The organism is Paenibacillus wynnii, from assembly GCF_030812855.1.
Classification (GTDB): Bacteria; Bacillota; Bacilli; order Paenibacillales; family Paenibacillaceae; genus Paenibacillus_AQ; species Paenibacillus_AQ wynnii_A.
In genome coordinates this window covers 17331-41791 of record NZ_JAUSTK010000040.1, presented here as the reverse complement: position 1 = coordinate 41791, position 24461 = coordinate 17331, and the positions used below count along the sequence as shown (strand labels likewise).

General features: G+C 46.4%; 20 protein-coding genes. 10 read left to right on the top strand and 10 right to left on the bottom strand.

What is annotated here, in order from left to right; all coding sequences use genetic code 11:
- The coding region (locus tag J2T20_RS23885) for a helix-turn-helix domain-containing protein (protein WP_307592235.1) at positions 1 to 605 on the bottom strand (605 nt) is incomplete at its 3' end.
- Positions 606 to 871: 266 nt separating this feature from the next.
- Here J2T20_RS23885 and J2T20_RS23880 point away from each other — a divergent pair.
- Positions 872 to 1060, top strand: coding sequence for an alpha/beta fold hydrolase (locus J2T20_RS23880; RefSeq protein WP_307592233.1), 189 nt, complete (start codon positions 872 to 874; stop codon positions 1058 to 1060).
- Between the two features lie 220 nt (positions 1061 to 1280).
- Positions 1281 to 1796, top strand: coding sequence for a PAS domain-containing protein (locus tag J2T20_RS23875; protein ID WP_307592231.1), 516 nt, complete (start codon positions 1281 to 1283; stop codon positions 1794 to 1796).
- Between the two features lie 369 nt (positions 1797 to 2165).
- Here J2T20_RS23875 and J2T20_RS23870 read toward each other — a convergent pair whose 3' ends face one another.
- On the bottom strand, positions 2166 to 3044 hold the full coding sequence (locus J2T20_RS23870; protein ID WP_307592229.1) for a CapA family protein: 879 nt from the start codon (positions 3042 to 3044) through the stop codon (positions 2166 to 2168).
- Positions 3045 to 3084: 40 nt separating this feature from the next.
- Here J2T20_RS23870 and J2T20_RS23865 point away from each other — a divergent pair, with 40 nt between their 5' ends.
- Complete coding sequence (locus J2T20_RS23865) at positions 3085 to 3234, top strand: hypothetical protein (RefSeq protein WP_307592227.1); 150 nt, start codon at positions 3085 to 3087, stop codon at positions 3232 to 3234.
- Positions 3235 to 3402: 168 nt separating this feature from the next.
- On the opposite strand, the gene J2T20_RS23860 is transcribed toward J2T20_RS23865, so the two are convergent.
- From J2T20_RS23860 to J2T20_RS23850, 3 genes are all read right to left on the bottom strand, one after another.
- Positions 3403 to 4518: a hypothetical protein gene (locus J2T20_RS23860; protein ID WP_307592226.1), complete on the bottom strand. Its 1116-nt coding sequence runs from the start codon at positions 4516 to 4518 to the stop codon at positions 3403 to 3405.
- 125 nt (positions 4519 to 4643) lie between these two features.
- Entirely contained in the window at positions 4644 to 6110 is a 1467-nt protein-coding gene (locus tag J2T20_RS23855) for a sensor histidine kinase (protein WP_307592224.1), read from the bottom strand.
- Entirely contained in the window at positions 6107 to 6802 is a 696-nt protein-coding gene (locus tag J2T20_RS23850) for a response regulator transcription factor (protein ID WP_307592223.1), read from the bottom strand. Before J2T20_RS23850 ends, J2T20_RS23855 begins: the two co-directional genes overlap by 4 nt.
- Before the next feature lie 171 nt (positions 6803 to 6973).
- Here J2T20_RS23850 and J2T20_RS23845 point away from each other — a divergent pair, with 171 nt between their 5' ends.
- Positions 6974 to 7366: a hypothetical protein gene (locus tag J2T20_RS23845; RefSeq protein ID WP_307592222.1), complete on the top strand. Its 393-nt coding sequence runs from the start codon at positions 6974 to 6976 to the stop codon at positions 7364 to 7366.
- Between the two features lie 112 nt (positions 7367 to 7478).
- Here the strand turns inward: J2T20_RS23845 and J2T20_RS23840 are convergent, their stop codons facing one another.
- Positions 7479 to 8483 (bottom strand): AI-2E family transporter, encoded by a 1005-nt coding sequence (locus tag J2T20_RS23840; protein ID WP_307592220.1) that lies wholly within the window; start codon positions 8481 to 8483, stop codon positions 7479 to 7481.
- A 225-nt stretch (positions 8484 to 8708) separates the two neighbouring features.
- Between J2T20_RS23840 and J2T20_RS23835 the strand changes: the two genes are divergently transcribed.
- The 4 genes from J2T20_RS23835 to J2T20_RS23820 all read left to right on the top strand — a co-directional run bounded on the left by J2T20_RS23835 (position 8709) and on the right by J2T20_RS23820 (position 13500).
- Positions 8709 to 9548, top strand: a complete 840-nt coding sequence (locus J2T20_RS23835; protein ID WP_307592218.1) for an SDR family oxidoreductase — start codon at positions 8709 to 8711, stop codon at positions 9546 to 9548.
- 550 nt (positions 9549 to 10098) lie between these two features.
- Positions 10099 to 10986, top strand: a complete 888-nt coding sequence (locus tag J2T20_RS23830) for a hypothetical protein (RefSeq protein ID WP_307592217.1) — start codon at positions 10099 to 10101, stop codon at positions 10984 to 10986.
- Positions 10987 to 11123: 137 nt separating this feature from the next.
- Positions 11124 to 11750, top strand: coding sequence for a glycosyltransferase family 2 protein (locus J2T20_RS23825; protein WP_373457851.1), 627 nt, complete (start codon positions 11124 to 11126; stop codon positions 11748 to 11750).
- Positions 11751 to 11904: 154 nt separating this feature from the next.
- Positions 11905 to 13500 carry a glycosyltransferase gene (locus tag J2T20_RS23820; RefSeq protein ID WP_307592215.1) on the top strand — a complete coding sequence of 532 codons (1596 nt, stop codon included), beginning with the start codon at positions 11905 to 11907 and terminating at the stop codon, positions 13498 to 13500.
- Positions 13501 to 13595: 95 nt separating this feature from the next.
- Here the strand turns inward: J2T20_RS23820 and kdgT are convergent, their stop codons facing one another.
- The 4 genes from kdgT to J2T20_RS23800 all read right to left on the bottom strand — a co-directional run bounded on the left by kdgT (position 13596) and on the right by J2T20_RS23800 (position 19134).
- Complete coding sequence (kdgT, locus tag J2T20_RS23815; protein WP_307592214.1) at positions 13596 to 14588, bottom strand: 2-keto-3-deoxygluconate transporter; 993 nt, start codon at positions 14586 to 14588, stop codon at positions 13596 to 13598.
- A gap of 164 nt (positions 14589 to 14752) precedes the next feature.
- Positions 14753 to 15769 carry a tripartite tricarboxylate transporter substrate binding protein gene (locus tag J2T20_RS23810; RefSeq protein WP_307592212.1) on the bottom strand — a complete coding sequence of 339 codons (1017 nt, stop codon included), beginning with the start codon at positions 15767 to 15769 and terminating at the stop codon, positions 14753 to 14755.
- Positions 15770 to 15880: 111 nt separating this feature from the next.
- On the bottom strand, positions 15881 to 18199 hold the full coding sequence (locus J2T20_RS23805) for a helix-turn-helix domain-containing protein (RefSeq protein ID WP_307592210.1): 2319 nt from the start codon (positions 18197 to 18199) through the stop codon (positions 15881 to 15883).
- A 194-nt stretch (positions 18200 to 18393) separates the two neighbouring features.
- Complete coding sequence (locus tag J2T20_RS23800; protein WP_307592208.1) at positions 18394 to 19134, bottom strand: CPBP family intramembrane glutamic endopeptidase; 741 nt, start codon at positions 19132 to 19134, stop codon at positions 18394 to 18396.
- A 570-nt stretch (positions 19135 to 19704) separates the two neighbouring features.
- On the opposite strand from J2T20_RS23800, the gene J2T20_RS23795 reads away from it, so the two are divergent.
- Positions 19705 to 21324: an SWIM zinc finger family protein gene (locus J2T20_RS23795; RefSeq protein WP_307592206.1), complete on the top strand. Its 1620-nt coding sequence runs from the start codon at positions 19705 to 19707 to the stop codon at positions 21322 to 21324.
- Entirely contained in the window at positions 21321 to 24293 is a 2973-nt protein-coding gene (locus J2T20_RS23790) for a DEAD/DEAH box helicase (protein ID WP_307592205.1), read from the top strand. The genes J2T20_RS23795 and J2T20_RS23790 overlap by 4 nt, the downstream gene beginning before the upstream one ends.
- The last annotated feature ends 168 nt before the right edge of the window (positions 24294 to 24461 follow it).

Below are 24461 nucleotides of genomic sequence, written 5' to 3'. Positions count from 1 at the left end.
ACTCCACCAACGGGTAGTTCACGATGGAGATGAATTGCAATTCCATCTTGAAACTTTGGAATGCGAAGCAAATAACCGTCGTTTTCATTTTTAACGACGCTAATATTGCCGTTTGTTTGATTGGTTGTATAACTTAGCTTACCTTGCTTCTTACTGTGAAATTTAGGTAAGCCTTTAATATCGCGAACATTCGGTATGTAACCCTCATTTTTGATTTTATTTCGAATTGATTTTTTATATTGAATTGGTTTTTTCGCATACTGCTCGTTGTACTTTTTAATAGCTGCCGTAAAACGCATTTTTGCGTCGTTATATACAAAAGAATCATTCGATTTATCAAGAAAATCAAACTTAATAGTAATAGTCGTGTAGTTTGGAACTTTGTACGAAATGCGTCCGCCAGTGTATTCAATAGATTCAAGGTACTCATACAATCCAGCAACATACTCGTTGTACACTTTACGTTCGCAACCGAATGAACGTTCAAGCCATGGTTGTTGTTCTTTGCTTGGAAACACAGCATAACAAAAGCCATAGGTTACCCAATCTTCTGGCAATTCTTTTTTAGTTCCTTTAATGTAATTTCCATTTTTGTCGTTTGCCATCAGTCAGGACCTCGCTTTCCAACTATTTTAGAACAAATGTTTGTATATCCATTGTACAAAATTTCCTGCAAAAATTTCAATAGGCACGACTTTTTTATTTGTTGCTCTGAAGCAAGAAAAAATTAAGACCGCCCTATCCATCCCCCACCTACCTTTGGTTGAGGAAGAGGAATTCCGGGCAGTTTATTAAAATAGATATAATATGTTTATTAAAAATTTAATATTAAACAATTCAAACACTTGCTGAAAGAAAAGAGGATCGTGTAGTGAATCAAACGGTACTTCAGCGTAATAACGTGAACATTCCAGGAAAAGGTAAACAATATATGATCTTCGCTCCAGACTTTGGCTGCAGTCAAACCATGTGGCGTATGATCGCTTCAGCATTGGAACAGGATTATCGCGTCGTTCTGTTTGACTATCGATCCGTGAACCTAAACGATTTGAACGCCTAGTACTAATAGGCCCTTCACCTTTCTACGAAAATAAGCTTTCTGATTACTACGGGGGTTTTACTAAAGAGGATTTAACAAGACTAATAGACCTGATGAAGAAAAACTTTACAGGCTGGGCCATTGCCCCCATATGAGTCATCCGGAGGAAACCATACAATTGATACATGAATTTTTGGGTATATTAATATAAACGACAAATCATAAAAAATTAGGTGAGTTGATGAACGATACGCTCAACCGTATTCCTTGCGGTTATTTGTCATTGTTGGATGACAATAAAATTTCGGTTGTAAACCAAACGCTGCTCGATCTACTGGGTTATGATTACAACGCATTAAGAGGGTTGTCTATTGATTCCATATTATCGAATTCCAGCCGTATTTTCTTTCGGATCTACTTTACTCCTTTAATCCTGCTCAATACTAAGGTCAATGAAATGTTCCTAACTTTAATGTCGAGTTCTGGTGAAGAAATTCCGGTGCTGCTAAACGCAGTGCGGTTGGAAATGGATGGAAGTGTCCGCCATGAGTGTGTTGTGTTTCCTATACACCGACAAATGGAGTATGAACAACAAATTAGCCGGTCAGAAGCCGCTGCGAATAAAGCCAGAAACCAGCTGCAGCTACTCCAGTCCGCACTAGAAGATAAACAGCGGTCTCTTTCGATCCTTAAAGAGCAAATAGAGATCTATACTAACCAAATGGAAGAAATGAAGGTTAAACTTGATAAAGGCTAACTCCGGCATGTAATTAATGTACATGCCGGACAAAGGTCAAATGTTGTACGGAGTACAACATTCGGGGCTCGGGCGCGGCCCTGGGGCGAAATTGTTGTACGGAGTACAACAATCGGGGCTCGGGCGCGGCCCTGGGGGCGAAATTGTTGTACGGAGTACAACAATCGGGGCTCGGGCGCGGCCCTGGGGCGAAATTGTTGTACGGAGTACAACAATCAGGGCTCGGGCGCTGCCCTGGGGGCGAAATTGTTGTACGGAGTACAACAATCGGGGCTCGGGCGCCCGCCCAGCCTCCTTTTTGATGAGCAAATAACCAGACGCAAAAAAAACCGCCTGTACTCCAGGCAGTTGAGATGATGCAGACTATAACTAACTCACGGTTACGTTCGAAGAGTATTTGTTTATTCTTTGAATGACTCGTTGACGGTCTTTCCCTTGAAGTGGAGTCGGTTGATAATCGTTTCTATCATTCACTGAAGATATGCTGCAAGGAATAACAGTCAAGGTAGCTGCAAATGGCAAATTACCCTTTTTAGAAAACTTAACTTGCAGTATAAAAGTATCTTTATCCGTTGGATTTCGGTTCCCGCCGAATACAAAGTTCGCCAGACTATAGGCAATATACTTCCCTTTATATAACTCTATTCCTTGAATCACATGCGGATGATGCCCCAAAACCAAATCTACTCCGTTATCAATTGCGTAATGTGCGATACTCTTTTGAGTGTCATTCGGGTAGTTATCACGTTCGATACCCCAATGGAATGAAGCCACAATGATTGTCACTCCTTGATCCCTAAGCTTCTTAACAGATAAACGAATGTTCTCCTTAGCTGTACCGTCAAATGACCAACCCGTATAGCCAAACATACCCACCTTAACGCCATTTACCTCTTTAATCGCCAGATGGTTATAACCAAAAAACGGAATATTGTATTTTTTGAGCGTATTCATTGTGTCTTTGTAGCCAACATCGAGGTAATCCATTGTGTGATTATTAGCTAAGTTCACTGCATCTACACTACCCTCATTTAAAATGTTGGCGTAAGTAGGTAAACCATGGAATTTATACATTTTTGATGCTCTTTTTTCCGCAGTAGTGAAGGTCGTCTCTAAATTACCTATGGTTAGGTCATCCTTCGATAAGATACCGTGAACATTTTTGAAAAAATAACTGTAATCCGTCTTCACCGACTTTAGAATCGTATCGAAACGCCCGGCTGTACGAAAATCATCATCGTAACCCAAGGTGTTATCTCCAATAGCCGAAATTAGAACGGTTTTTGTTATGTCTGCTGGGCTAGCTGTTGGTATAGGTGAAGCTATAGGCACTGGTGAAGATGTAGGTGTGGATGTTGCTGTCGGTGGTGGCTTAGGCATCTCTGTAGAGCTTGCTGTTGGTGCTGAAGTTGAACGGTTTGTATCTGCAAGCACGTAAGCAGAAGTTGTCATGAATGATATCCATACTACTAATAAAATAATTAACTTAGATGACAATGAAACCACCCCAATAACAAATGAAATTGGACAGGGAATTAGCGGCAAGTAAAGAGGGTGCCGGACTTATCGTCATTGCGATGTCCGGCACCCTCCATATTTATGCCTCCTAAGATAACGTTATTACATAAGCAATAAATTGATAAGTATTGTCCTTCAGCACAGCTGTGGAGGTCAGCAACTTCTTGCCCGAGGGACTCCAGCGAAGCTTGTCGGATGCCTGCATATCATTAGAAATCGGAGTTTGCTCACCCGTTTCCACTTCGGTTATGAACAACCGGTTTTCGTTACCATTCTCGGCAGTGGTCGTGTAGGCCAGCTTGCTCCCGTCCGGTGACCAGCTGGTGCCGAATACTTGGGTGCCTGAGGCCAAAGCAGATTGCTCGTTGCCTTCATCATCGCAGAGGAACAGAGTCATCTCGGTGGGAGCAGTACGTTTTACAATCGCCAATCTACTCCCGTCCGGTGACGGAATCACCCACATAACCTCTTTTTTAATCACCTTAGACTGCTTGCTATCCGTATCATAGGCGATCAATTGGCTGTCCTCATGGGCGACATAATAGATCTTGCTCCCCGACTGCACCACATTATGAACGTAAGTTACCCCGGTATCTACAGCCAGTTCACTCTTGCCGTTCAGATCGACCTTAAGAATATCACCTTCCATATTCGGAAAAATAACATGCTCATTGTCGCTCCATTCGCCTTCCGTAGTCATGAATTCGGCATCGCCTGTCTTTACAGTAACGCCCGTTTCAAGGTTCATAATATAGCCGATGCCTGTAGCCTCATAGGTCTCTTTGTAGAAGACGTTTTTTTTATCCGGCGACAACAGCGCAAAACCCAGACTTTGCTCGCTCTCCTTCAACGGTTGTTCCTTCCCTGTGGAAAGGTTGCGAAGATAGAAATTATGCGGGTAACGTTTCTCTCCCTCAACGGTTACAGCGGTCATCTGGGTGTTTTCCTTATCTACAACAAGCGTGTCATCGTTGAGCCAATCCATTCCGCGGACGCCGTCCAGCTTATCGATCCCCTCCAGCTTAAGCTGGGTGTAGACCGACTCCGAGGCGTTATCCATCACTGTAATTTTTTGTCCTGATTTCTCTACGACTGTCCGGGTTTCCGCATCTCCCGATCCGCAGGCGGCTATGGACAGCAGACTCACTATGCTCATGAGGATCAGGGCCATCTTGCTCATCTTGCTTTTGTTGGCAGTCTTCAAGTTCTAGTCCCCCTTACCCGTTTGTGCTGTATGTTGCTCTAATCTTATACAATGAATATTTCCAAACGATCTCAACATGTTTCCAACTTGTAAACTTTTGTCGACGGGAGAAGAAACCTATTAATCTAAGCTCTGATCGGAAAAGAAAGCTGAAACGCCGAGCCTTCCCCTTCCTGTTCCAGTAAAGTGATTGTTCCGTTCTGTTTCTCCACTAAATTACGGACCAGCGACAGTCCCAGCCCGGTACCGCCGGATTGTCTGGATCGATCCCGGTTAACCGTGTAGAAGGGCTCAAAGATTTTATCCCTGAATTCTTGGGGGATGCCGATACCGGTATCACGGATGGTAATCCACACCCGATGGTCTCTGATTTCGTTATGAATATGAATGGTCCCGTTCGGAACGTTGTATTTGATCGCATTGTCCAGCAGATTGATAAAAATATGCATAAAGCTCTCTTTATCTATCCAGATCTGAGCCGGTTCAACCTCAAGCTTGATCGTGTTTTCGTAGCGCTCCGCTTTGCCGCTCATTCGTCCGCATATATCACGTAGACTCTCCGAAACCTCCAGCAGCTCGGCCTGTGATTCAAAATCATACTTTTCCAGCGCCGTCAGCTGCAACACCTTCTCCACCATTTCATACAGCCGCTGCGTTTCTTTGGCAATGCTGACCTTGGCCTCTAACAGCAGCTTGGGATCATCATCGTACATATTCAGCAGATCCACGTAGGCTTTGATAGAGGTCAGCGGTGTCTTGAACTCATGGCTGATGTTCCCGATATATTGCTTCTGCTGCTGTTCGAGGGCTTGCAGCTTTTGAATAGCCAGCTGTAGTTTGCGTTGTTCCTCATCCTTGGCAGCAATATTACTCTCAATTTCCTTACTCATAAAAAAGATTCCCTGCGCCAGCTCTCCCAGCTCATCCTTCCGCTTAATCGGCGGGGCTGTGATATATTCGGCATGCTGAATTTCCTCCGCGGCCTGCTTCAGCCGCCTAATGGCTGCAACCGCTCGATTAAAGTACAGATAGCCGATGATGAAGCTCAAGACCAAAACGGCAGCTCCCGTTGTCAAAAATAGATTTTGGAGTGTACTTAGAAAGGCCTGATTGCTCTGAAGCGAATAGTGAAGCTGAACAACCCCCATTTGTTCCTCCGGGCCTTGAAGCGGGGCTAAATATAGCAGTGAATCGCCTTTACTTTGATACGCGATCTTATTCTGCAGCGCATACGATAACGCGTCCTTCACCTCTTGATCCCCCGGTGCCGGATCGTTTTGAATGGATGTGCCTACTTGAAGGCCCTTCGCATCATAGAGTGTCACCTCCAACCCGGTAAAACCAGCCAGCTCCAACGCAAGCCCCCGCCCCCGCTGACTCATGAACGCTTGCGGCTCAAGCCGTGTCCCTGTATAAAAGGTTTGCTTCACCCGTAAATTAACGGTTTTGATATGCTGGTTCAGGTAACCTTCGGTTTGAGTCTGCTGGTTCCTCTCCACTCCGCGGAGAACGACATAACTTAACACACTAACTGCCAGAATGAGCAGTAAAGCAAGAAAAAGGCTGAATTTCAGCTTAATGCTGACTCTCATGTGTACTCCCTTTCCGGAGATGCCTTATACCCGACACCGAAGACGGTTTGCAGGATATTTTGATAAGGCTCGCCCAGCTTTTTTCGCAACCGCTGAATATGAATATCTACCGTCCGCGTACCGCCGGCATACTCCAGATCCCATACGAGCTCCAGCAATTCCTCGCGCGCATATACCCGCTGTGGATGAGACAACAATAGGAGCAGTAGGTCGAACTCCTTCGGAGTGAGCTCCAGCTTGTCATCCCCTAAATCTACGGTTCGGTGAGCAGGATGAATTCGCAAAGCCCCATATTGGAACATCTCCGTTTTGACTTCTCCCGTGTTTTTTTCCAGTCTGCGCAGCAGCGCCTTTACCCGAGCCAGCAGCTCGCGAATTTCGAAGGGTTTGGTCATATAATCGTCCGCTCCAAGCTCCAGACCGACAATTTTATCGACAATATCATTTTTAACTGTCAGTAAAATAATCCCGATGTCCGCCCGGTCCTCCAGCTTCCGGCATACGTCATACCCCGTCATCTTCGGCATCATTACATCTAATACAATGACATGGGGTTGAAAAGTTCTCGTCTTGTTCAGCGCCTCTTCCCCATCCCCGGCTGTGTCTACCTCATATCCTTCACGCCGCAGCGCATAAGCAATTGCACTTACAATACCCGGCTCATCATCAACTACCAGCACTTTTTTATTCATGTGTGTTCACCTTTTCGCATAGGATGATTGTTATAATCTTTATCTTTTTTTAAAGAACGTTTAAGGTTTCTATCAGGTTGACCCTTTACAATGGAACTAAGCAAGAATCCTATCACTAATAATGCTTTTAACATATCGAGTATATACCAGATCAAGAAAAGAGGATTTATTATGAATATAAAACGAGTAGTAATTGTCGGCACCATGGTTGTGGCTATGTCTTTCGGGGGAACCTCTTGGAGTAAGCTTACTGTGAGTGCAAGCCCGGTCGCCAAATGGTCCACTACCAGTGTAGCGGATGAAGATGAACTATTGGTTGCACTGAATCAATCGTCGGACGAAGAACTATACGAAGCCTTGTATGACGGGAAGTCACTTCAAGATATAGTAACAGAACATAACGGGGATATAGCAGATGTAATTAATTTACAGGTGTCTCAGCTTACTAATCAGCTTCAATTGCGCCTGGCCAGCGGGAGCATCACTGTTCAGCAATATGAAGTGCAAAAGGCCGAGCTGAAGGACATAGTGACCCAGAGTGTCCTTACCACATTTAGTATATAAGGATACATAGGCGGAACACGGAGAACCCCGTTTGCCCGTAAGATCCAGTGTGGTGTTATGAGCAAACAAACCCCCGGCCAGTGGCCGGGGGTTCTTATTTATCTTATTTATATTATTTATCTCGCTTAATCTCCAAAATATCCAGGAAAAAGACGAAAATCGGAATGCCCAGAATCAGACCCCACACACCCAGATAATGCTCGGAGAACAGCAGGACGATAAATGTGTAGAACATCGGCAGGTTCATTTTAGAAGACATAAGCTTCGGATTGAGGAAATAACCCTCCATAACATGCAGCACAGCAATCATAGCCAGTACATAGACGGTCGTAATCAGACCCCCCAGATTGTAGCCTATAATACAGAGCGGAATTAAGGAGATGATAAAACCTACCACCGGAATTAAGCTAAGCAGGAAAATCATAATCGAAAGCGCGAACAGGTAAGGAAAGTGCAAAATCGATAACCCAATAACCGTAAAGAGTGTATTGAACAAAGCAATCAGAATCTGCGCTTCGATAACTTTACCGAAGGACGAAATAAACTTCTTACCGAAATACTCCAGTTCTATATAGAACCATGAAATCTTGCTCTCTCTCAGACGGGAGGTAAAGTTAACAATTCTATTCTTCTCCAAGATAAACACAAAGCTTAGAATGGTTGCTAATACAAAGGTGGTTCCCCAATTACTGATTTTGAGCACGTATTCAATTCCATGAGTCATGTACGACTGATAGTTCAGATCCTTAAGTGTGCCGAAAAGATATTGTGTAATATCATTCTGGGGGAGATCTTCAGGTGTCAGATTAGCTAGAAAGTTAGTTAACTGCTTGATCTGCGTGTAGACTTTCGGCAAATAGTTGACGAGGGCAAAGACAATCGTGGTGATTAACGCCAGATACAGAATGACAATAATAACCTTACTGTTCACCGCGATGTATTTATTGATCCGCTTGGTCAGCAGCACTTGGAAGCTGTTCATGACATAAGCAATCAAAAACGTCAGCAATACCAAATTAAGCATATCTCTAATACTGAACAGCAGCACTGCGATGATCACTAGAATAGAAAAACGTCGGATCGTTAAGTTTGCGTAATAACGCTTGAACACTTCCATATTTTCTCTCCATTCACTAACCCAATTCATACTTACCTATTATAATAGTCTACAGTAACGAAATCCATTATAGCAACCATAAATACACCATCATTCGACTCCCTTCTCCTTATTTCTACCTTTTTCGTATAAAATCCTATTGCATTCATCCACAAACGTGGGTGTGTTATAATTCAGTGGAGAATTCTGGATAAAAAAACCCAACTCATTGGAGGGATTTACCCTATGCAAAAAATCATTTGTATTACCGGCGCTTCATCCGGTATCGGATTATCAACAGCGCTTATTTTCGCCAAAAATGACTGGATTGTATATGCGGGAACTCGAAATTTGGAACGTGACCAAGAGTTGTACGGGGACCAAAGCAACTTAAATTTTGTAGAAATGGATGTTACGAAGCCTGATACGCTTCAGCGGGTGATAGATACTATTGAGAACGAGTATGGCAGGCTCGATGTTCTTTTTTGCAATGCGGGATTCGGGTATTTAAGATCGCTGGGTCAAGCGCCTATGGAGGATATTCAGAAGGTGTTTGATACCAATGTATATGGTGTAATGCAGATGATTAAAACCGCGCTGCCGCTGATGCGTCAAGCCGGGTATGGACATATTGTGGCGACCTCCAGTGTAGGGGGACTTGTGGGGCAACCTATCAATGAAATCTATTGTGCCAGCAAGTTTGCTCTTGAGGGTCTAATTGAAAGCTTAGCCACCTACTATAAACCTCTTTTCAATATCGATGTTACTTTGCTGGAACCGGGTGCGATCGCCACTGAATTCAATAAAACCGTTTTGGGTCATGTCTCAAGCACCGGTGGAATTCTGGAAGATGAGTACAAAGAGATTCTGAACGCCTATACTACAACCTTTCTAAAACGCAATATAGAGCCTCAAACAGCCGATTCCGTAGCCGAGGTGATGTGGGATCTGGTACATATGGAAACCAAACCGGTACGTATCCGGACGTCAGAGCGTGCGGAGCAATTCGTTTCTCATAAAGTGAGTACGGATCCGACCGGTCTGAATGGTGTTTTGACAACACGGAAGGTTCAGCTGAATCTGTAACTGAGGGCAGCATTCATCTGCAGCCTAAGCTTTCTACTTTATACAACTTCTTCAAGCACATTCTTAAGCTGCTCAATGAGCGGCTTTTTTGTCTTGTTGTTGAAGAGGATGCTTCTGCGACATATGCCTTACTTGTACAAGCTTCTTCGGCGGCATACGCCTTACAAATACAAGCTTCTTCGGAGGTATGCCTGTGTCTTCCACGGATAGTTGTAGTTTATACACTTAAAAGATCGCTTTTTCCGCGTGCCGGCGCTTTAATTGCACTCTCTACAACTATATTCCTTAATGAAGGGGGAAAATGAGTTCTTTCCTCCATATAGCTGCATTAAATACAACTAAAACCACTTTGTTGGGCGATTCCCCCAAAATAAGTGTACAAAGTGCAGTTAAGTTTTACCTTCGGCTCGAAATGTACCTTAATCGTGGACGTCCGGAACGTGAAAATCCCGAAATTTTATAGATACCCTATCTAGCTATGTATGCGAGTGTCATTACAACTCCATTATGAATAGGCTGTATAATCAAATTTATAATGGAGGTTTTCCATATGACCTTTGGGAATGAATATCCTAACAGTCAAGCTCGACAGCCGTCTTATCCATATACTCCTCGAAACATTAATTTCCCATACTCCCATTACTACCATCTCCACCGCTCAGACAGCAGCCCGGCAGTTTCGCAACCGGACAGCCAAAGTGAAAAAAAGCAGATTGTAGATGGCCATATAAAAGTAAATATCGGCAGCGGGCAGGGGCTTAACCTAAAAGCAGGAGCAGAGGTAGGCGGTAAGCACGGCTTGGGCTTTAATGCAGACGGACACGTAGCCTACAATGGCATGAGTGCTCAAGCTAATGGCCATCTGGGTGCTCAATATGGAATACATGCACAAGGTGAAACGCATCTGGACAGCAGCCAAGGTGCCGGGTTCAATACTGAGGCATCGGTGGGTGGAAAGTACGGGCTGGCTGCTCAGGCGAAGGCCCAAGTAGGCGGTGGTCAATGGGCCGGCTTTAATACAGGAGCACAGCTCGGTGGATCATACGGTCTCAATGCCGGCGCAGACGGTCACTTAGGTATGAGCCAAGGTGCCGGCATTAATACGGGGTTGCAGCTTGGTGGAGAGAATGGGTTAAGCGCCCAGGCAAAAGCCCAATTGGGCGGCGGACAAGGGGCCGGCTTCAATACAGAGGCACAGCTCGGCGGAGATTCCGGCTTCAATGCTAATGTAGACGGTCATTTGGGCTTCAGCCAAGGCGCCGGATTCAATACCGGAATGCTGATTGGCGGGGAGAATGGGCTTGGCGCCCAGGCAAATGCCCAAGTGGGCGGCGGTCAGGGAATCGGCTTAGGCATCAAAGGTCAAGTAGGCGGTCATAATGGACAATTAGGATTTAATTTCGGCGGTAAAGGCAATGAATCTAAGAATTCCGACTAAAATACAGCGCCAAACTAAAGAAGGGAATATTCCTAGCCATTGTAATGGCCTTGGGATATTCCCTTTCTTCTGTTCATAGATCTTAGTAAATATATTGTAGCATATAGCCCATATTTACTTAGGAACGGAGAGATTGGATGATAACGATAAGTTTATGCCTAATTGTTAAGGATGAACAAGAGACTCTTGGGCGCTGCTTAGCCTCTGTCTCTGATCTGGTCGATGAAATCATTATTGTCGATACCGGATCTACAGATGATACCAAAGACATCGCTCGTAACTATACAGAACAAATTTACGACTTTACGTGGATTGACGATTTTTCTGCGGCTCGTAATTATGCTTTCGCTCAGGCAAGCAAGGAGTATATCTTTTGGTCGGATGCGGATGATGTACTCCAAGAGCGTGACCGCCTGGTGAAAAGAAGCAATGGATTTCGCTGGATTGGAGACGCGCATGAATATTTGGAGGTTAACGGAAACATTATGAACAGCGACATTGCCGTAACGCACAGCGGCCTCCATCATGACAGTAACCGTAATTTATACATATATGAGCAGAGATTGTCGGCTGGGGAGACCTTCTCGCCGCGGGATTTGTACTATTTTGCCAATGAGCTGCTTGATCATAAGAGGTATGAACGGGCTATTCTTTTTATGAGCAGTTTCTCGGGACAGAGCAAGGCTGGATTGAGGATAACATCTCGGCATGCGGCAAACTGGCCGATGGTTACCATGGGCTGGGCGAAGAACAAAAAGGCTTAGCCGCAGCCTTGCGCTCGTTCCAATACGATGTTCCGAGAGGGGAATTCTGCTGTCGTATCGGATATTACTTTTTGCAAAAAAACAACCTGAGGACTGCAGTCTTCTGGTATAAAACTGCCACAGAGACCGAGCAACATGACAACGGTGGCACAGTATGAAGAAGATCAAAACCCGTGTGCTTCTGGGCAGTCCCATTCATCAGAAACCGCCAATTCTACGCCAATTCCTGGATTCGCTGCTTCGCCTAAAGCTGGATAACATTGAACTGGATTACTATCTGATCGATGACAATGAGGATGAACAATCCAGCCTGCTGCTTGAGGAATTTAAGGGTAACCGCGACAATGTCTTTCTACAGACCTCCGGCTACCGGGATCCTTACATCCGTGATGATACCACTCATTTTTGGAGCGCTAATCTCGTCTGGAAAGTGGCCAATTTCAAAAATATGATGATCCAACGCGCCGCACTGCTTAAATATGATTATCTATTCCTGATTGACTCTGATCTCCTCCTGCACCCTCTTACGCTGGAGCATCTTGCCGCCTCGGGCAAGGATATCATCTCCGAAGTATTCTGGACTCAGTGGCAGCCGAATACGATCCTTCAGCCACAGGTATGGATGCATGATGAGTACAGCCAGTGGGAGCGTCTGCCGGGTGAACGGCTCAGTGCTGAAGAGATCAGTTACAGATTTAATCACTTTCTAACAAAGCTGCAAATCCCAGGCGTTTATGAGGTCGGCGGTCTTGGCGCTTGTACCTTGATCAGCAGGCATGCTATAGAGTCCGGTGTCTCCTATAACATTATCAAGAATATCTCTTATTGGGGAGAAGACCGGCATTTCTGTATCCGCGCCGCCGCTCTTGGCATCCCACTGTATGTGGACACCCATTATCCCGCGCTACATTTGTATAGGGACAGTGATCTGAGTAAAGTAGACGATTTTATCAAAAGCACTGCATTGGACTTAACCGCGGACAGTGACGACATCCTGGAACCGGAACCTGAACTAATTGCCTCTGAACCTCTACCCATCCCTCTCGTCCGCAAACGTCCGAAGCTTACACTCACCATGATTGTCAAAAATGAAAGTCCACACTTTCTGCGGCAGGTCCTGGAGGCGCATCGTGAATATATTGATGAGGCTGTAATCATCGATGACGGCAGCACGGATGACACCGCTGCACTCTGCCTAGAGCTCCTTAAGGGTATTCCGGTCCATATGGTACACAATGAGATCTCCAAGTTCAGCAATGAGATTGAGCTCCGCAAGCAGCAATGGGAAGAGGTTATTAAGATAGCCCCGGAGTGGATTCTCAATCTGGATGGGGATGAAATGTTCGAGGAAAGATTCGCCGGTGAGATAGATACTTTATTACAGGAAGGCAATGTTGAACTTTTCTGTTTCCGCCTGTACGATTTCTGGAACAAGGATCATTACCGTGAGGATACCTATTGGCGCTCGCATCTAAGCTACCGTCCCTTTCTGCTTAAATACAATAAGGATTTTCACTATGTGTGGAATGAACTGCCGCAGCACTGCGGGCGGTTTCCGGAGAATATCTTCGAGCTTCCACACCAGCTAAGCAATCTCCGGCTGAAGCACCTGGGATGGTCTAAACCGGAATATCGTATGGAAAAGTATTTGCGCTACATGCATCTGGACCCCGAAGGACAATACGGCTGGAAGGAACAATATATGTCTATTCTAGATCAGCAGCCGAAGCTGATTCCGTGGGTGGAATAAACTCCGGCGTACGAAAAAAAGGACTGTCTAGGATGACCTCATGGGCCATTCTAACAGTCCTTATAAGTTTGATGCTTAGTTGTTAGCTGACTTTATTATACCGCAGCTTTTTGTACGGGAGGTACATCTACAGGAGGGTTCTTTTTCTTCATGTAGTCTGAATAGTAAGCAGTGAGAATAGGAACTAAGATGGCGGTTACAATTACGCAGGCTGCTACCAGAGCCGTTGCCGCTTCTGCCGCAGGCAGGAATTCAGGTTTCATATTGGCTACAAGCATAGGGTTGGCAACCGCTGCACCTGCTGTACTGGAAGCAGCAAGTCCGGCAGTACCGTTACCGCGGCCAATGAACTTATCAGCCAGGATCAAAGGAATACCTGTAACTACGATTACAGCAAGACCAAGCAGAATACCCAGCAATCCTGTATCAGCGATTACTCCCAGGTCAATAGAGCAACCCAGAGCGAAGCCAAAGAATGGAATCAATGTATGTGTAGCTTTGCCGAAATATTCACGCAGGTCATGATCAAGGTTACCCAGAATGAAGCCGACCAAGAAAGGAAGTACAGCACCTACGAACAATTGAGGTTCGAAAACAGCTACTCCGGTACTACCCAGAATAAGCATGGTTACGAGCGGGCCGGATTCAAGTGACATCAATACAAATGCGCCGGACTCTTCTTTCGTACCGTATTGTTGCATGATGGAAGCATACAAGCCTCCGTTGGTCATATCCATTGCGGAGATGAGGGCCAGAACGGATAATCCGGCAAAAAATCCGGTTTGAATTCCGCCTGCAGGCATGAACTGAACAGCGATCATAGCAATAACCCAAGCTACAGCAATTTTAGTTAATACCAGTGTACCGGATTTTCTTAGAACGGTTCCCGTAGCTCTTACATCAATAGCAGCTCCCATACAGAAGAACCAAACAGCCAAAATAGGTACCGTACCCGTCATTAGACCTTTAGTAAATCCGCCAAAATAATCGCTTGCACCAGGAACTGCTGTGTGGATAATAGCTCCCAGGAACAATGGAATTAACATCATACCGCCTGGAACCTTATCTATTGCCTTTTTAATTTTCATTTTCTTTACCATACCTTTCTAAATTAGATGAAATAAATAGCTATAATTATTCATAAATGCATATTTCTTCCTAAAGAAGGCGCACTGAACCCATCCCAGGAGATCACCACTTCTGCAGCAGCCTCTTTCTCCTGAGATTCGCTTACTATAAGTACGCTTTCATTTCACTTACGGCTTAGCCCCAATTCCGGAATCATCTTCGCAAACAAATCATGGCTTTCTTTTAATTGCTTAGCGAACTCTTTACCGTCCTTGACCAACAGCCCGAGTCCATTCATTTTCATAGAAGCCCTAAATTCCGCATCTTCCGTCCCTTTGATAAAAGCATTTGCCAACAGCTCTGCAATCTCATTCGGTGTATCCTTGGGTACCGCGAGCCCTCTCCACGTACTGGTGAAGTCCACGTAAATACCGGTTTGCTCCTCTAGGGTAGGGACAGCTGGAAGCGCCTCTGAACGCTTGTCGGCATTAATCGCCAGTGTCCGCAGCTTTCCTTCGTCCACATACTTCTTCACTTCGGCCGGACTAACCGGTACCGCATCCACAAATCCACTCATGAGCGCAGAGACAGCAGGTCCTGCTCCTTCAAAAGGAATATGTGCAAACTTCACACCTGTTTCCCGTTCCAAGGTTACAGCTGCCAAATGCCAAATGCTGCCCGTTCCTGCATTCCCCATTTTCAACTCACCTGGATGCGCTTTAGCATAATCAAATAGTTCATTTACGGTCTGCCATGGCGCTTCTGCTCTTACGGTAATGGCGGAAGGATCAAAGTTGGTCTGGGCAATCGGTTTAAACTTTTCATAGGTAATAGGTAGTAATCCCAGATGAGGCAAGGTGGTTAGTTCCGCCGGGAGAAAAGTAACTGTGTACCCATCTCCTTTAGCATTCGCGCCCTCCATCAGTCCAACAGATCCACCGCCGCCCGTTCGATTCACAACTACAATCGGTTGGCTGAGCCATTTCTCTGTCGCTTTGGCCAAGGCCCGAGCCGTTATATCTGTACCGCCTCCGGCAGCATAAGGAACAATCAAAGTAATGGGCTTCTTAGGGAAGTCCACATCTGAAGGGCCTGAGCCTAAGGGGTCAGAATACTGATATCCTATCCCTATTAAGAGTAGAACCACTAACCCGGAAGCTATCCAAATCGATCGGATGCCTTTCCTTGTAATCTGTTTCATACGATCCCTCTTCCCTGTGCTTTCACCTCCAAAACGTCATCCGTTGGTTTTGTGAATCTTTTCTCAATCGGAGTGTATCTCATTTGGAGGCGTTTCAACAATCGTATAATCTTACTCGGAGTCTTCAGAAACGCCGGAATGGCGCGGTTTTGGCTGATCTGCATACTCATTGGAATATTTGCTGTTCTCGCGGAATTTACCCGGTGTAATGGATTTGTTCTTCCGGAAAACTCGAATGAAGCTGTTCTCGTTCTGATATCCGACCAATAGGGCGATATCGGCAATCTTCAGACTGCTGTCCTTTAACAGCTCACAGGCTTTATCAATTCTCAGGTTGGTTAAGTAATCGTAGACCGTCGTTCCTGTCTCTTCTTTGAAAATAGTGCTGACGGAGGAAACGCCCATATTCACATGAGAAGCAATTTCCTGCAGACCGATATTAAGCTGAAGGTTGTTCTGCATATATTGAATCATAGCTTGAACCAGCTGATACTCTTTGGATTGTCTATGCTGACCTAATTCCTTGGACATATGAGTGACCACATGACAGAGCATCTCTTCAATCTCAGACAAATCCATCGTAGTGACTTGATGCCAAGTATAATCGGCAAGCTCCGGCGGAAGAGCATGTCCCCCCATAATGGCCAGGGTTAGTATTTCCTGCAGCAGATCATCCACCATACGGAATACCTTCTGCGGCTGTATCGCTTTTTTTCGAATCTCGGCCGCCCATCTTCGTATCCATTGTACAGAGGTATCACTATCGGAGGATTTAAGAGCTTGAAGCACCTCTGTCTTCAAGGAATCATCTGCCGCTTGAGCATTCTCTTCATGGATGTGATTCATAATGGAATAGTCACGGACTTGTCCATACCCTTCATAAAGACGGTAGGACAAGGCAAGACTGGCTTCCGTGTATGACCGAGTCACATTCAATATACCGGGGGCTGAGGACCCTATCCCTATGGACACTGATAATTTCAATAATTCCTGAAGCATCTCTATTAACTTCCCGGCATCCTCACGAAGCGCCTCTTCCTCTAATGTCTTTGATTGCAGCAGAACCACCACACTGTCCTTCTGAGGTGATGCCGTTACGGTTCGCCAGGAAGATTCTAGATATTCCGTGATTACATTGTTCATAGCATACTTGAGCAGCATCTGATCTTCTTCCATATAGGCCGATGCCCACTGCCAATGACGATCAATAGAAATAACGATGATCTCAAAGGAGCCTTCCTTCCAGCCCTGAAAGTAATGCTCCCATTTCGTATGTGTCTCTTGTGTTCCAATACTCCGTGTAATTAGATCCTGGACAAATTTAGACCTCAGCTCCGGCAGGCTCCAATCCGCGACAAGCGACTTACTCTGGAAATCGCCTACAAGCTTCCCGATGACAGGCTCCAGATCATGCAGATCGCCATGACCGCCTGCCTTCTGGTCGGGGCTAAGCAGCTTGTTGATTCTCTTTAGAGGGCGGAACGCGGCAAAATTATAGTAATATATTCCCGAGCAGCCCACACAGATCGAAATGAACGACAGCAGCAGCATCATATTCCGGGCAATCTTCACATTTTTGAGCAGCTGCTCCATAGGAACCAGTGAAACCAGCCTCCAGCCGGTCACATTGGAGAAGGTTTGGTTGGCCATATAGTCCTGACCTTTAATGCTCACATGAGCAAAGGGACTTACATCAATTAGAGTAAGCATTTCATTCATTTCCGCCACTGTGAAGGGGAGGTTCAATTTCGGATATATCAATTCTCCATCCAGGTTGTACACAAATTGATAATTCGATAAATGGGTATACATTTGCGAGAACAGCCAATCATAGTCCAGATTGATCATGACCGCACCGCTAATCTCTCCGTTCTGAACAATAGGCCGTGCCAAGGAGACCAGCTCAGTCCCCCTTAACTTTGGGTTATCACCGTTGTAAAGCCTTCTTTTGATTAAAAGCGGTTTCTCTTTAATCTCATCGATCCAAGCACTCCATTCAAAATCGGGAGCATCCTCCCAAGCGGCCTTGTAGCCAAACTCGCTGGAGAGAACGGATTGATCTTTAAATTTAATGATGCTGATCGAATGGATGTCCGGCTCCGTAGCAGCGGATTTCAACAAGGACAGCGGCTCATTGACCGCGGCTTCGTTATTGGAAGTCTCCGCAGCAATATATTTAATAACCGCCGGCTGAAAGGACAAATCGACCGCCATGTTATCGGATTCTCTCATAGCCCGATTGGTGACGTCCTGATTAATCTGCAGCAGCTCCACATTAGGCGTATTAAGCTCGGTATCGAGCGCATTTCTGTATTCACGATAGGAATATAGGCCGATTAAAGTAATCAGTATCGAAATACCGAGGGTAAGCATTAGAATAAGTCGTGTCTGTTTGTTCTTGAGCAAGTACTTAAATTTATATCGCAGCATTAGAAAAGCTTCATCCTTCCACTTTCTTCTAAGGTCATAGCAGTATTTACCACACCGTTAACTTCAACACAGATCTATTATATCCTTTAAAATTTCAGATATTAAGCCTCATTTCTATTCTTTAGCTTCATACCTAATAGACACCCGTGTTGCGGTGTCTTATCTAAGGCGGATCTATTACTTGACTTAGTTTTCTATAAGGTTAATCCAACAGATTTATCTCGGGGAAGCAAAGCGAGAATTCTGGCATCAATCAGGAAATGGAGCAGCATGCAGAGCATTACCGAGCCGGTAAAATAATACAGGCATCCAAAAAGCCCTCCTAAAACAGCCGTGGATAGAATCCCCTTTATCCCCTGATAGCAGTGACCCAAGCCGAAAATAAGACTGCTAATGACGATAACCCAAACCCCGGACAATCCCGGCAGGAGGAGAGGCAAATAATAAAACAGGAAAGAACGGAATAATAACTCTTCGCAAACACCGGCCGTTAATGATATAACGATCCAGAATCGCTTCTCCCGAGTCGTGCCTGGTAAAAAATCTCCTATGCTCTGAAATTGCCTATCCATTGTTTCTCTGTATCCACGGACGAAAGCAACCATAATAAGCGGGGCTACAATAAAAATGACTAATTCCGCAAAAAACAAAATAGAGAGCCATCCCCAATCGGCACCGCCGAAGCCCAACTTAGACCATGAAATTCCTGACCCATACACATATCCCGCGAATACTGCAGCCATAGTCCATAGCTCGATAACGGTCCGACGGTAATAGGTCATTCTTTTGCCGGGATGGCTTAAGATGTCTATCTTAAATTTCTTATAGGAGTAATATCCCCATACGGGAACACCTACCGCTAAATATAGGATTAACAAGTGCAGCACGATCATATTCGATCCCTCGTATTCTATTTCCAATTGGGTAGCACTCACTAGATCATATTCTCTCTGCTTCAAGCTGCACAAGGACTTTTGATATAGTAGGTACCTTCAATCGATTCGCAAGAGTGAATTCTTGGTATAGCGAGGCCAGCTCCGGCAAAAGTGATATAATAAAGAGGACTCAACACTAAAATCAGTTCTTGACAGGTGACGAGAAAGACAGAAATCCGTTACGCCCAATAGAGAGATTTTCTCCCTCTATTTCTGCTCCCGGTACCCCGTTTGGGAAATTAGAGGAAATTTCGCCCGCTAATTTTGAGGATATACCTCTTTGGGACGGTATGGGTAAAATTATAAGGGTATTTTCCCTTTAATCTCATATTCATGGCGTTTTGGTCAGTATTAGCGGGCATTTTCCCCTCTAATTCACCGAAGGACGGGTCCGCAACCCGGATTCGCTACCTGTAAGACGTAGTTACCCCAAACCCGGTGAAACATCAGGCGAAGTTAAATCGAAATCGTTCCCGGCACAGTGACGTAAACGGAAAATCAAGCACTGATTTCGAGAAAGAGCCATGAACAGAATGAATTAGAGACTATTGAACCATCAGGAGAGCTACTATGATGAAAACAACGCCTACCTATGCCATAGATGATGCTCAGTGGAGTATCCTCATTCAAAATGCCGCTTATTATTTCGACGATTTGACGCTTAAACGCGGATTTCAATATTATAAACAGGGCCGTGTCCTTCAGTTCTCCATGACCAATCCTCCTGAAATGGAGGCCATTGTTGAGGGAAGAGAAGAATATGCAGTTGAAATCAATCTGGAGTCCTTTTCGCGTAACCACTGCGACTGTCCGGTTAACGGGCCCTGTAAACATATGGCTGCTGTACTGCTGAATTTCGCGGATTGGCAGAATCGTTCTGTCCCCGCGCTGGTCAATGCCAAAGCCGCCCCGGCGGTGTTCACGGAATCCAGTACCCAGCGAAATAGCCATAGTCCTCAGTCTAAGCTGCAAGAAGCAGCCCTTCACATCCCTTCCATGAAGGTTAGGGAATGGCATGATTGGTTCGAACGCTGCATTGCTCCTTTGTCGCAGCAAGTCCGAAATCCGCAATTTGTCGAAGCCGCATTAGCCCTCATATTTAAATTAAAACCATCACTTAGCCCTGTCACAGAGCAGCTGTTCAGGCTGCACGCCCAGCTATTTCTGCTAGAAATGTTAATCAAGCCCGCCCGGAATCAAAGCCATTCCTTTGGCAATTTCATGGGTTATTATACCCATCTCGCGGTGTCTGAGCTGCAGCAGACCATTGAACACAGCTTTGACAGCACGCTTCAGCTGGATGCCGAGCCGGAGCAATGGCACCGTGTAACAGATACCTTAGCCCAACTCCGTCAGGAAATGATTACAGAAACTCGTGATCCATTCCATTTCTCAACCTGCTATTATTTGTTCTGGAGCCATTGGATCATCCCTAATATGCAGGACAAGTCCCTCTATTCCGAGGAATTGGACCAGCTCCGGCAGCTTGAAGAGAAGTCGGGTTCAACCTTATCCCGTTATTCCTGGTTGCTGGCCCAAAGCTGGATTCACTTCCAGCTATCTGAAGATGAAGAAGCCTGGACCTTGCTTAAAACTGCCGCTGAACGTCCTGACTTCCACCCCGAGGCGTTAACGCGCTTTCTTACACCTTTATCTGAAGCTGGGGAATGGCCCCGTTTAGTGACATGGCTTGTGTATACTAGCAACCTGCTCAGCCATCGCCGATTTTATAAGCTGGATGAGTATTCTCTGTATTGGGAGAAGGCCGTTCAGGAGCTTCCGGATGCACAGCCGCTGATGTGGACTTCACTGGTCGCGATGCTTCCTGCTTCCCGTGACATCTATGATGAGAAGCTGTTAGCGTACGGCAAATGGCAGGAATGGATGGATTACCAGCTATCCGCAGGGCGGGAGCCTGCTAATTTCCGCGTTACGAAGTTGCAGCCGCTGGAGAAGAATGCACCAGAAATTCTGCTGCCCTTCTACCATCAGGCGGTCGAAAGATATGTATCCGAGAAAAACCGCGGCAGCTATAAAGCTGCGGTCAAACTGCTGAAACGTCTGCAAAAATTATATAAAAAAATGAAGCAGGAAGAACGCTGGGAATCCTTCCTCGGCGCATTCACCGTTCGTCACAGCCGGCTTCGTGCGCTGCAGGAGGAGCTTCGGAGAGGAAAGCTTATACCATGAGTAAGTATATACAAACCATTACCGTTCATGCTGCCTTAAGCCAGTATGGGGACGCTCTGATCTTCGGATCTACAGAAACAGATGATTACGTGCCGGGTTTTCTTCTTAAACAGCGGTTGTTTGCTTGGCATGAGGCTTCCTTCTATGGAACCGAGTTGACCATTGAACCTACAGAGGGGACTCAGCTCATTATTCTTCCTGCCGAGCAGGTCATTCCCTTCTTCGCGGAACAGAAGCTGCTAACCCATATCGAGTGGGCTTGGGAAGGCGAAGCCGCTCAGTTGATAAGGCTGTCTCCTTTACTCGCCGGATGTCTGAATGACAAGAAGTATGTCCCTGGTCTTTCAGCCTTTCAAACGGGCAAGCTCCAATGGATTTGGGATGATAAAGCCTTGTCGGCTATGGCTGCTTCGGAAGATATAGAGTTGGATGTTCTCCGGGAAAGTGCAGAGAATTCCGCCTTCCTTGAAGGACTGCGGGCAGCATTCTCGGCCGCCGTAACTCAGCTGTATTATGGAACCCAGCAGGAAGCGGGCGATTTACGGAGAGAATTTCCGCGGTTGTTCGACATGGACCGTACCGCTGCAATGGGAATGGATTCAAGCGACTGGCTTATGGCGGTCGGCTGGAAGGCGGATACAGCGCCGTTCCGACCCGCCCTGCAGCTGCTCGAACCGGATGAAGAAGAAACCGACTGGCGGCTTAAGCTTGTTCTGCAGGACAAGCTGGATGAGTCGGCGCTCGTTCCCGTACGTCTTGATGACGACGGCGAAGCCTCCGGCTTATGGCCGGCGGAGTGGATGCCGCATGTGCGGGAACGTTCTTCCGGTTGGCTGACGCGTTTAAGAGCAGCTCTGCCGGAAGAACGGTTCTCCGGCGGCAGCGATGTACTCGGACATCCGTTGGACAGTGAAACGGCGTGGCGGTTCTTGACACTCGACAGCCGACGTCTGCTGGATGCAGGCTGGCAGGTCCTGCTGCCTGCCTGGTGGGAAACCGCCAGCCGGAAGAAACCCCGGCTGCGCGCCAAGGTGAGTGCAGAATCGGGAAGCCGCGGGAACCAATCTCTGTTCGGGTTAGATTCGATTATCGATTTCGATTGGCGAGTAGCTATTGGCGATGCCGAGTTGACCGAAGCGGAGTTCAATGATCTGGTTGCCCGCAATGAACGGATCGTTCGCTTCCGGGGGCAATGGATTACACTGGACCCAGCCCTACTGGCCCAGATTCGCAGGGCTATGGACGGTATGGATAAGAGTCAGGGCCTATCTTTCCAGGATGTATTACAGCTGCATTTGCTCGGAAATAGTGAGGGTGACGGAAACGGCGACTCTACAGATGCATCGGAACAGGACCCAACCCGCCTCCGGCTGGAGGTGGAACTGAACAGCCACCTTATCCAGCTGATCGCCCAGCTTGGACAGCAGAAGGAATGGCCGGAGCTTGACGTACCCGCTGCTCTTCAGGCAGAACTTCGTACCTACCAGCGTCAGGGCTTTGCCTGGCTCGCCTTTTTACGCCGCTTTGGACTTGGGGCCTGCTTAGCCGATGATATGGGACTAGGAAAAACGGTGCAGTTGATTGCCTATCTGCTTCATCTGAAGGAGAATACGGCTGATCATCAGTCCTCCTGGCCTTCCCTGATTATTTGCCCTACTTCTGTTCTGGGCAACTGGCAGAAGGAACTGACCCGGTTCGCCCCTTCTCTCAATGTAATGCTTCATTACGGGAGCAGACGTCTGGACGGGGGGTTCTTCCAGGGAGCGGCCGGGCAAGCGGATGTGGTGCTAACCTCCTATGCGACAGCAGCTCTGGACCAGGAGTTGCTGAAGGAATTTACTTGGGCAACGGTCTGCCTGGACGAGGCTCAGAATATTAAGAATGCCCAGACCAAGCAATCCGCTGCCGTACGCAGCTTCCCGGCTCAGCACCGCATTGCGCTTACCGGAACACCCATCGAGAATCGGCTTTCAGAGCTATGGTCAATCTATGATTTCATAACACCGGGCTATTTGGGCAGCGCGAAGGCTTTCCAAGACCGGTTCAGTAATGCCATTGAAAAGGAACGGGACGAAAGGCGCACGGCCGACCTGCAAAAGCTAGTTAAGCCATTCATGCTCCGCCGTAAGAAAAAGGACCCAAATATCCAGTTGGATCTTCCCGATAAAAATGAAATGAAGACCTACGTCCATCTCACAGCAGAGCAGGGTGCCCTCTACGATCAGGCCGTGAACAGTCTCATGGAACGGATGCAAAAGCTGGAGGGAATAGAGCGTAAGGGCGCTATTCTCGGAGCACTCACACAGCTCAAGCAACTGTGCGATCACCCGATGCTGCTGAAGAAGGAGCCTTTGCCACCCCTCGATAGTATCTTGGACACAGAGACTTTAATTACCCGCTCCTCCAAGCTGGAACGGCTTATGGCCATGGTCAAGGAGCTGCGCGAAGAAGGAGAGCGGTGTCTGATATTCACCCAATATATCGGCATGGGTCAAATGCTCCAGCGGGTATTGCAGCAGGAGCTGCAGGAGCCTGTGCTTTATCTGAACGGAAGCAGCTCCAAAACGGCCCGGGATCGGATGATTGAACAATTTCAGTTCAATGCAGACCATTCTATCCAGGAATCGGAGCCTAGTGATCAGCCTAATGTATTTATTCTCTCCCTGAAAGCAGGGGGTGTTGGACTGAACCTGACGGCGGCGAATCACGTATTCCACTTCGACCGCTGGTGGAATCCGGCGGTTGAGAATCAGGCCACGGACCGTGCCTACCGAATGGGCCAGACCCGAGATGTTCAAGTACACAAGTTCATTGCCCTTGGAACGCTTGAAGAGCGGATTGACGAGATGCTGGAGAGCAAACAGCAGCTCAGTGATAATGTGATATCGAGCTCCGAAGGCTGGATTACCGAGCTGTCCACCGAGGCGCTGAAGGATCTGTTCACCCTGCGTCGGGAATGGATGGATTAAACCCCAAAAAAGAACATCCAGCAGCCTTGGATGTTCTTTTTTTGCGTAAATTCACCCTCCTAAAATATGTAAATATGACAAATAAGTAAACTAAAGTAGTATATACAACCTTTTGACTCCAATAGTAAGTTTAAGTTAGCTGTGGATATTTAGATAAAGAGGAGTGGA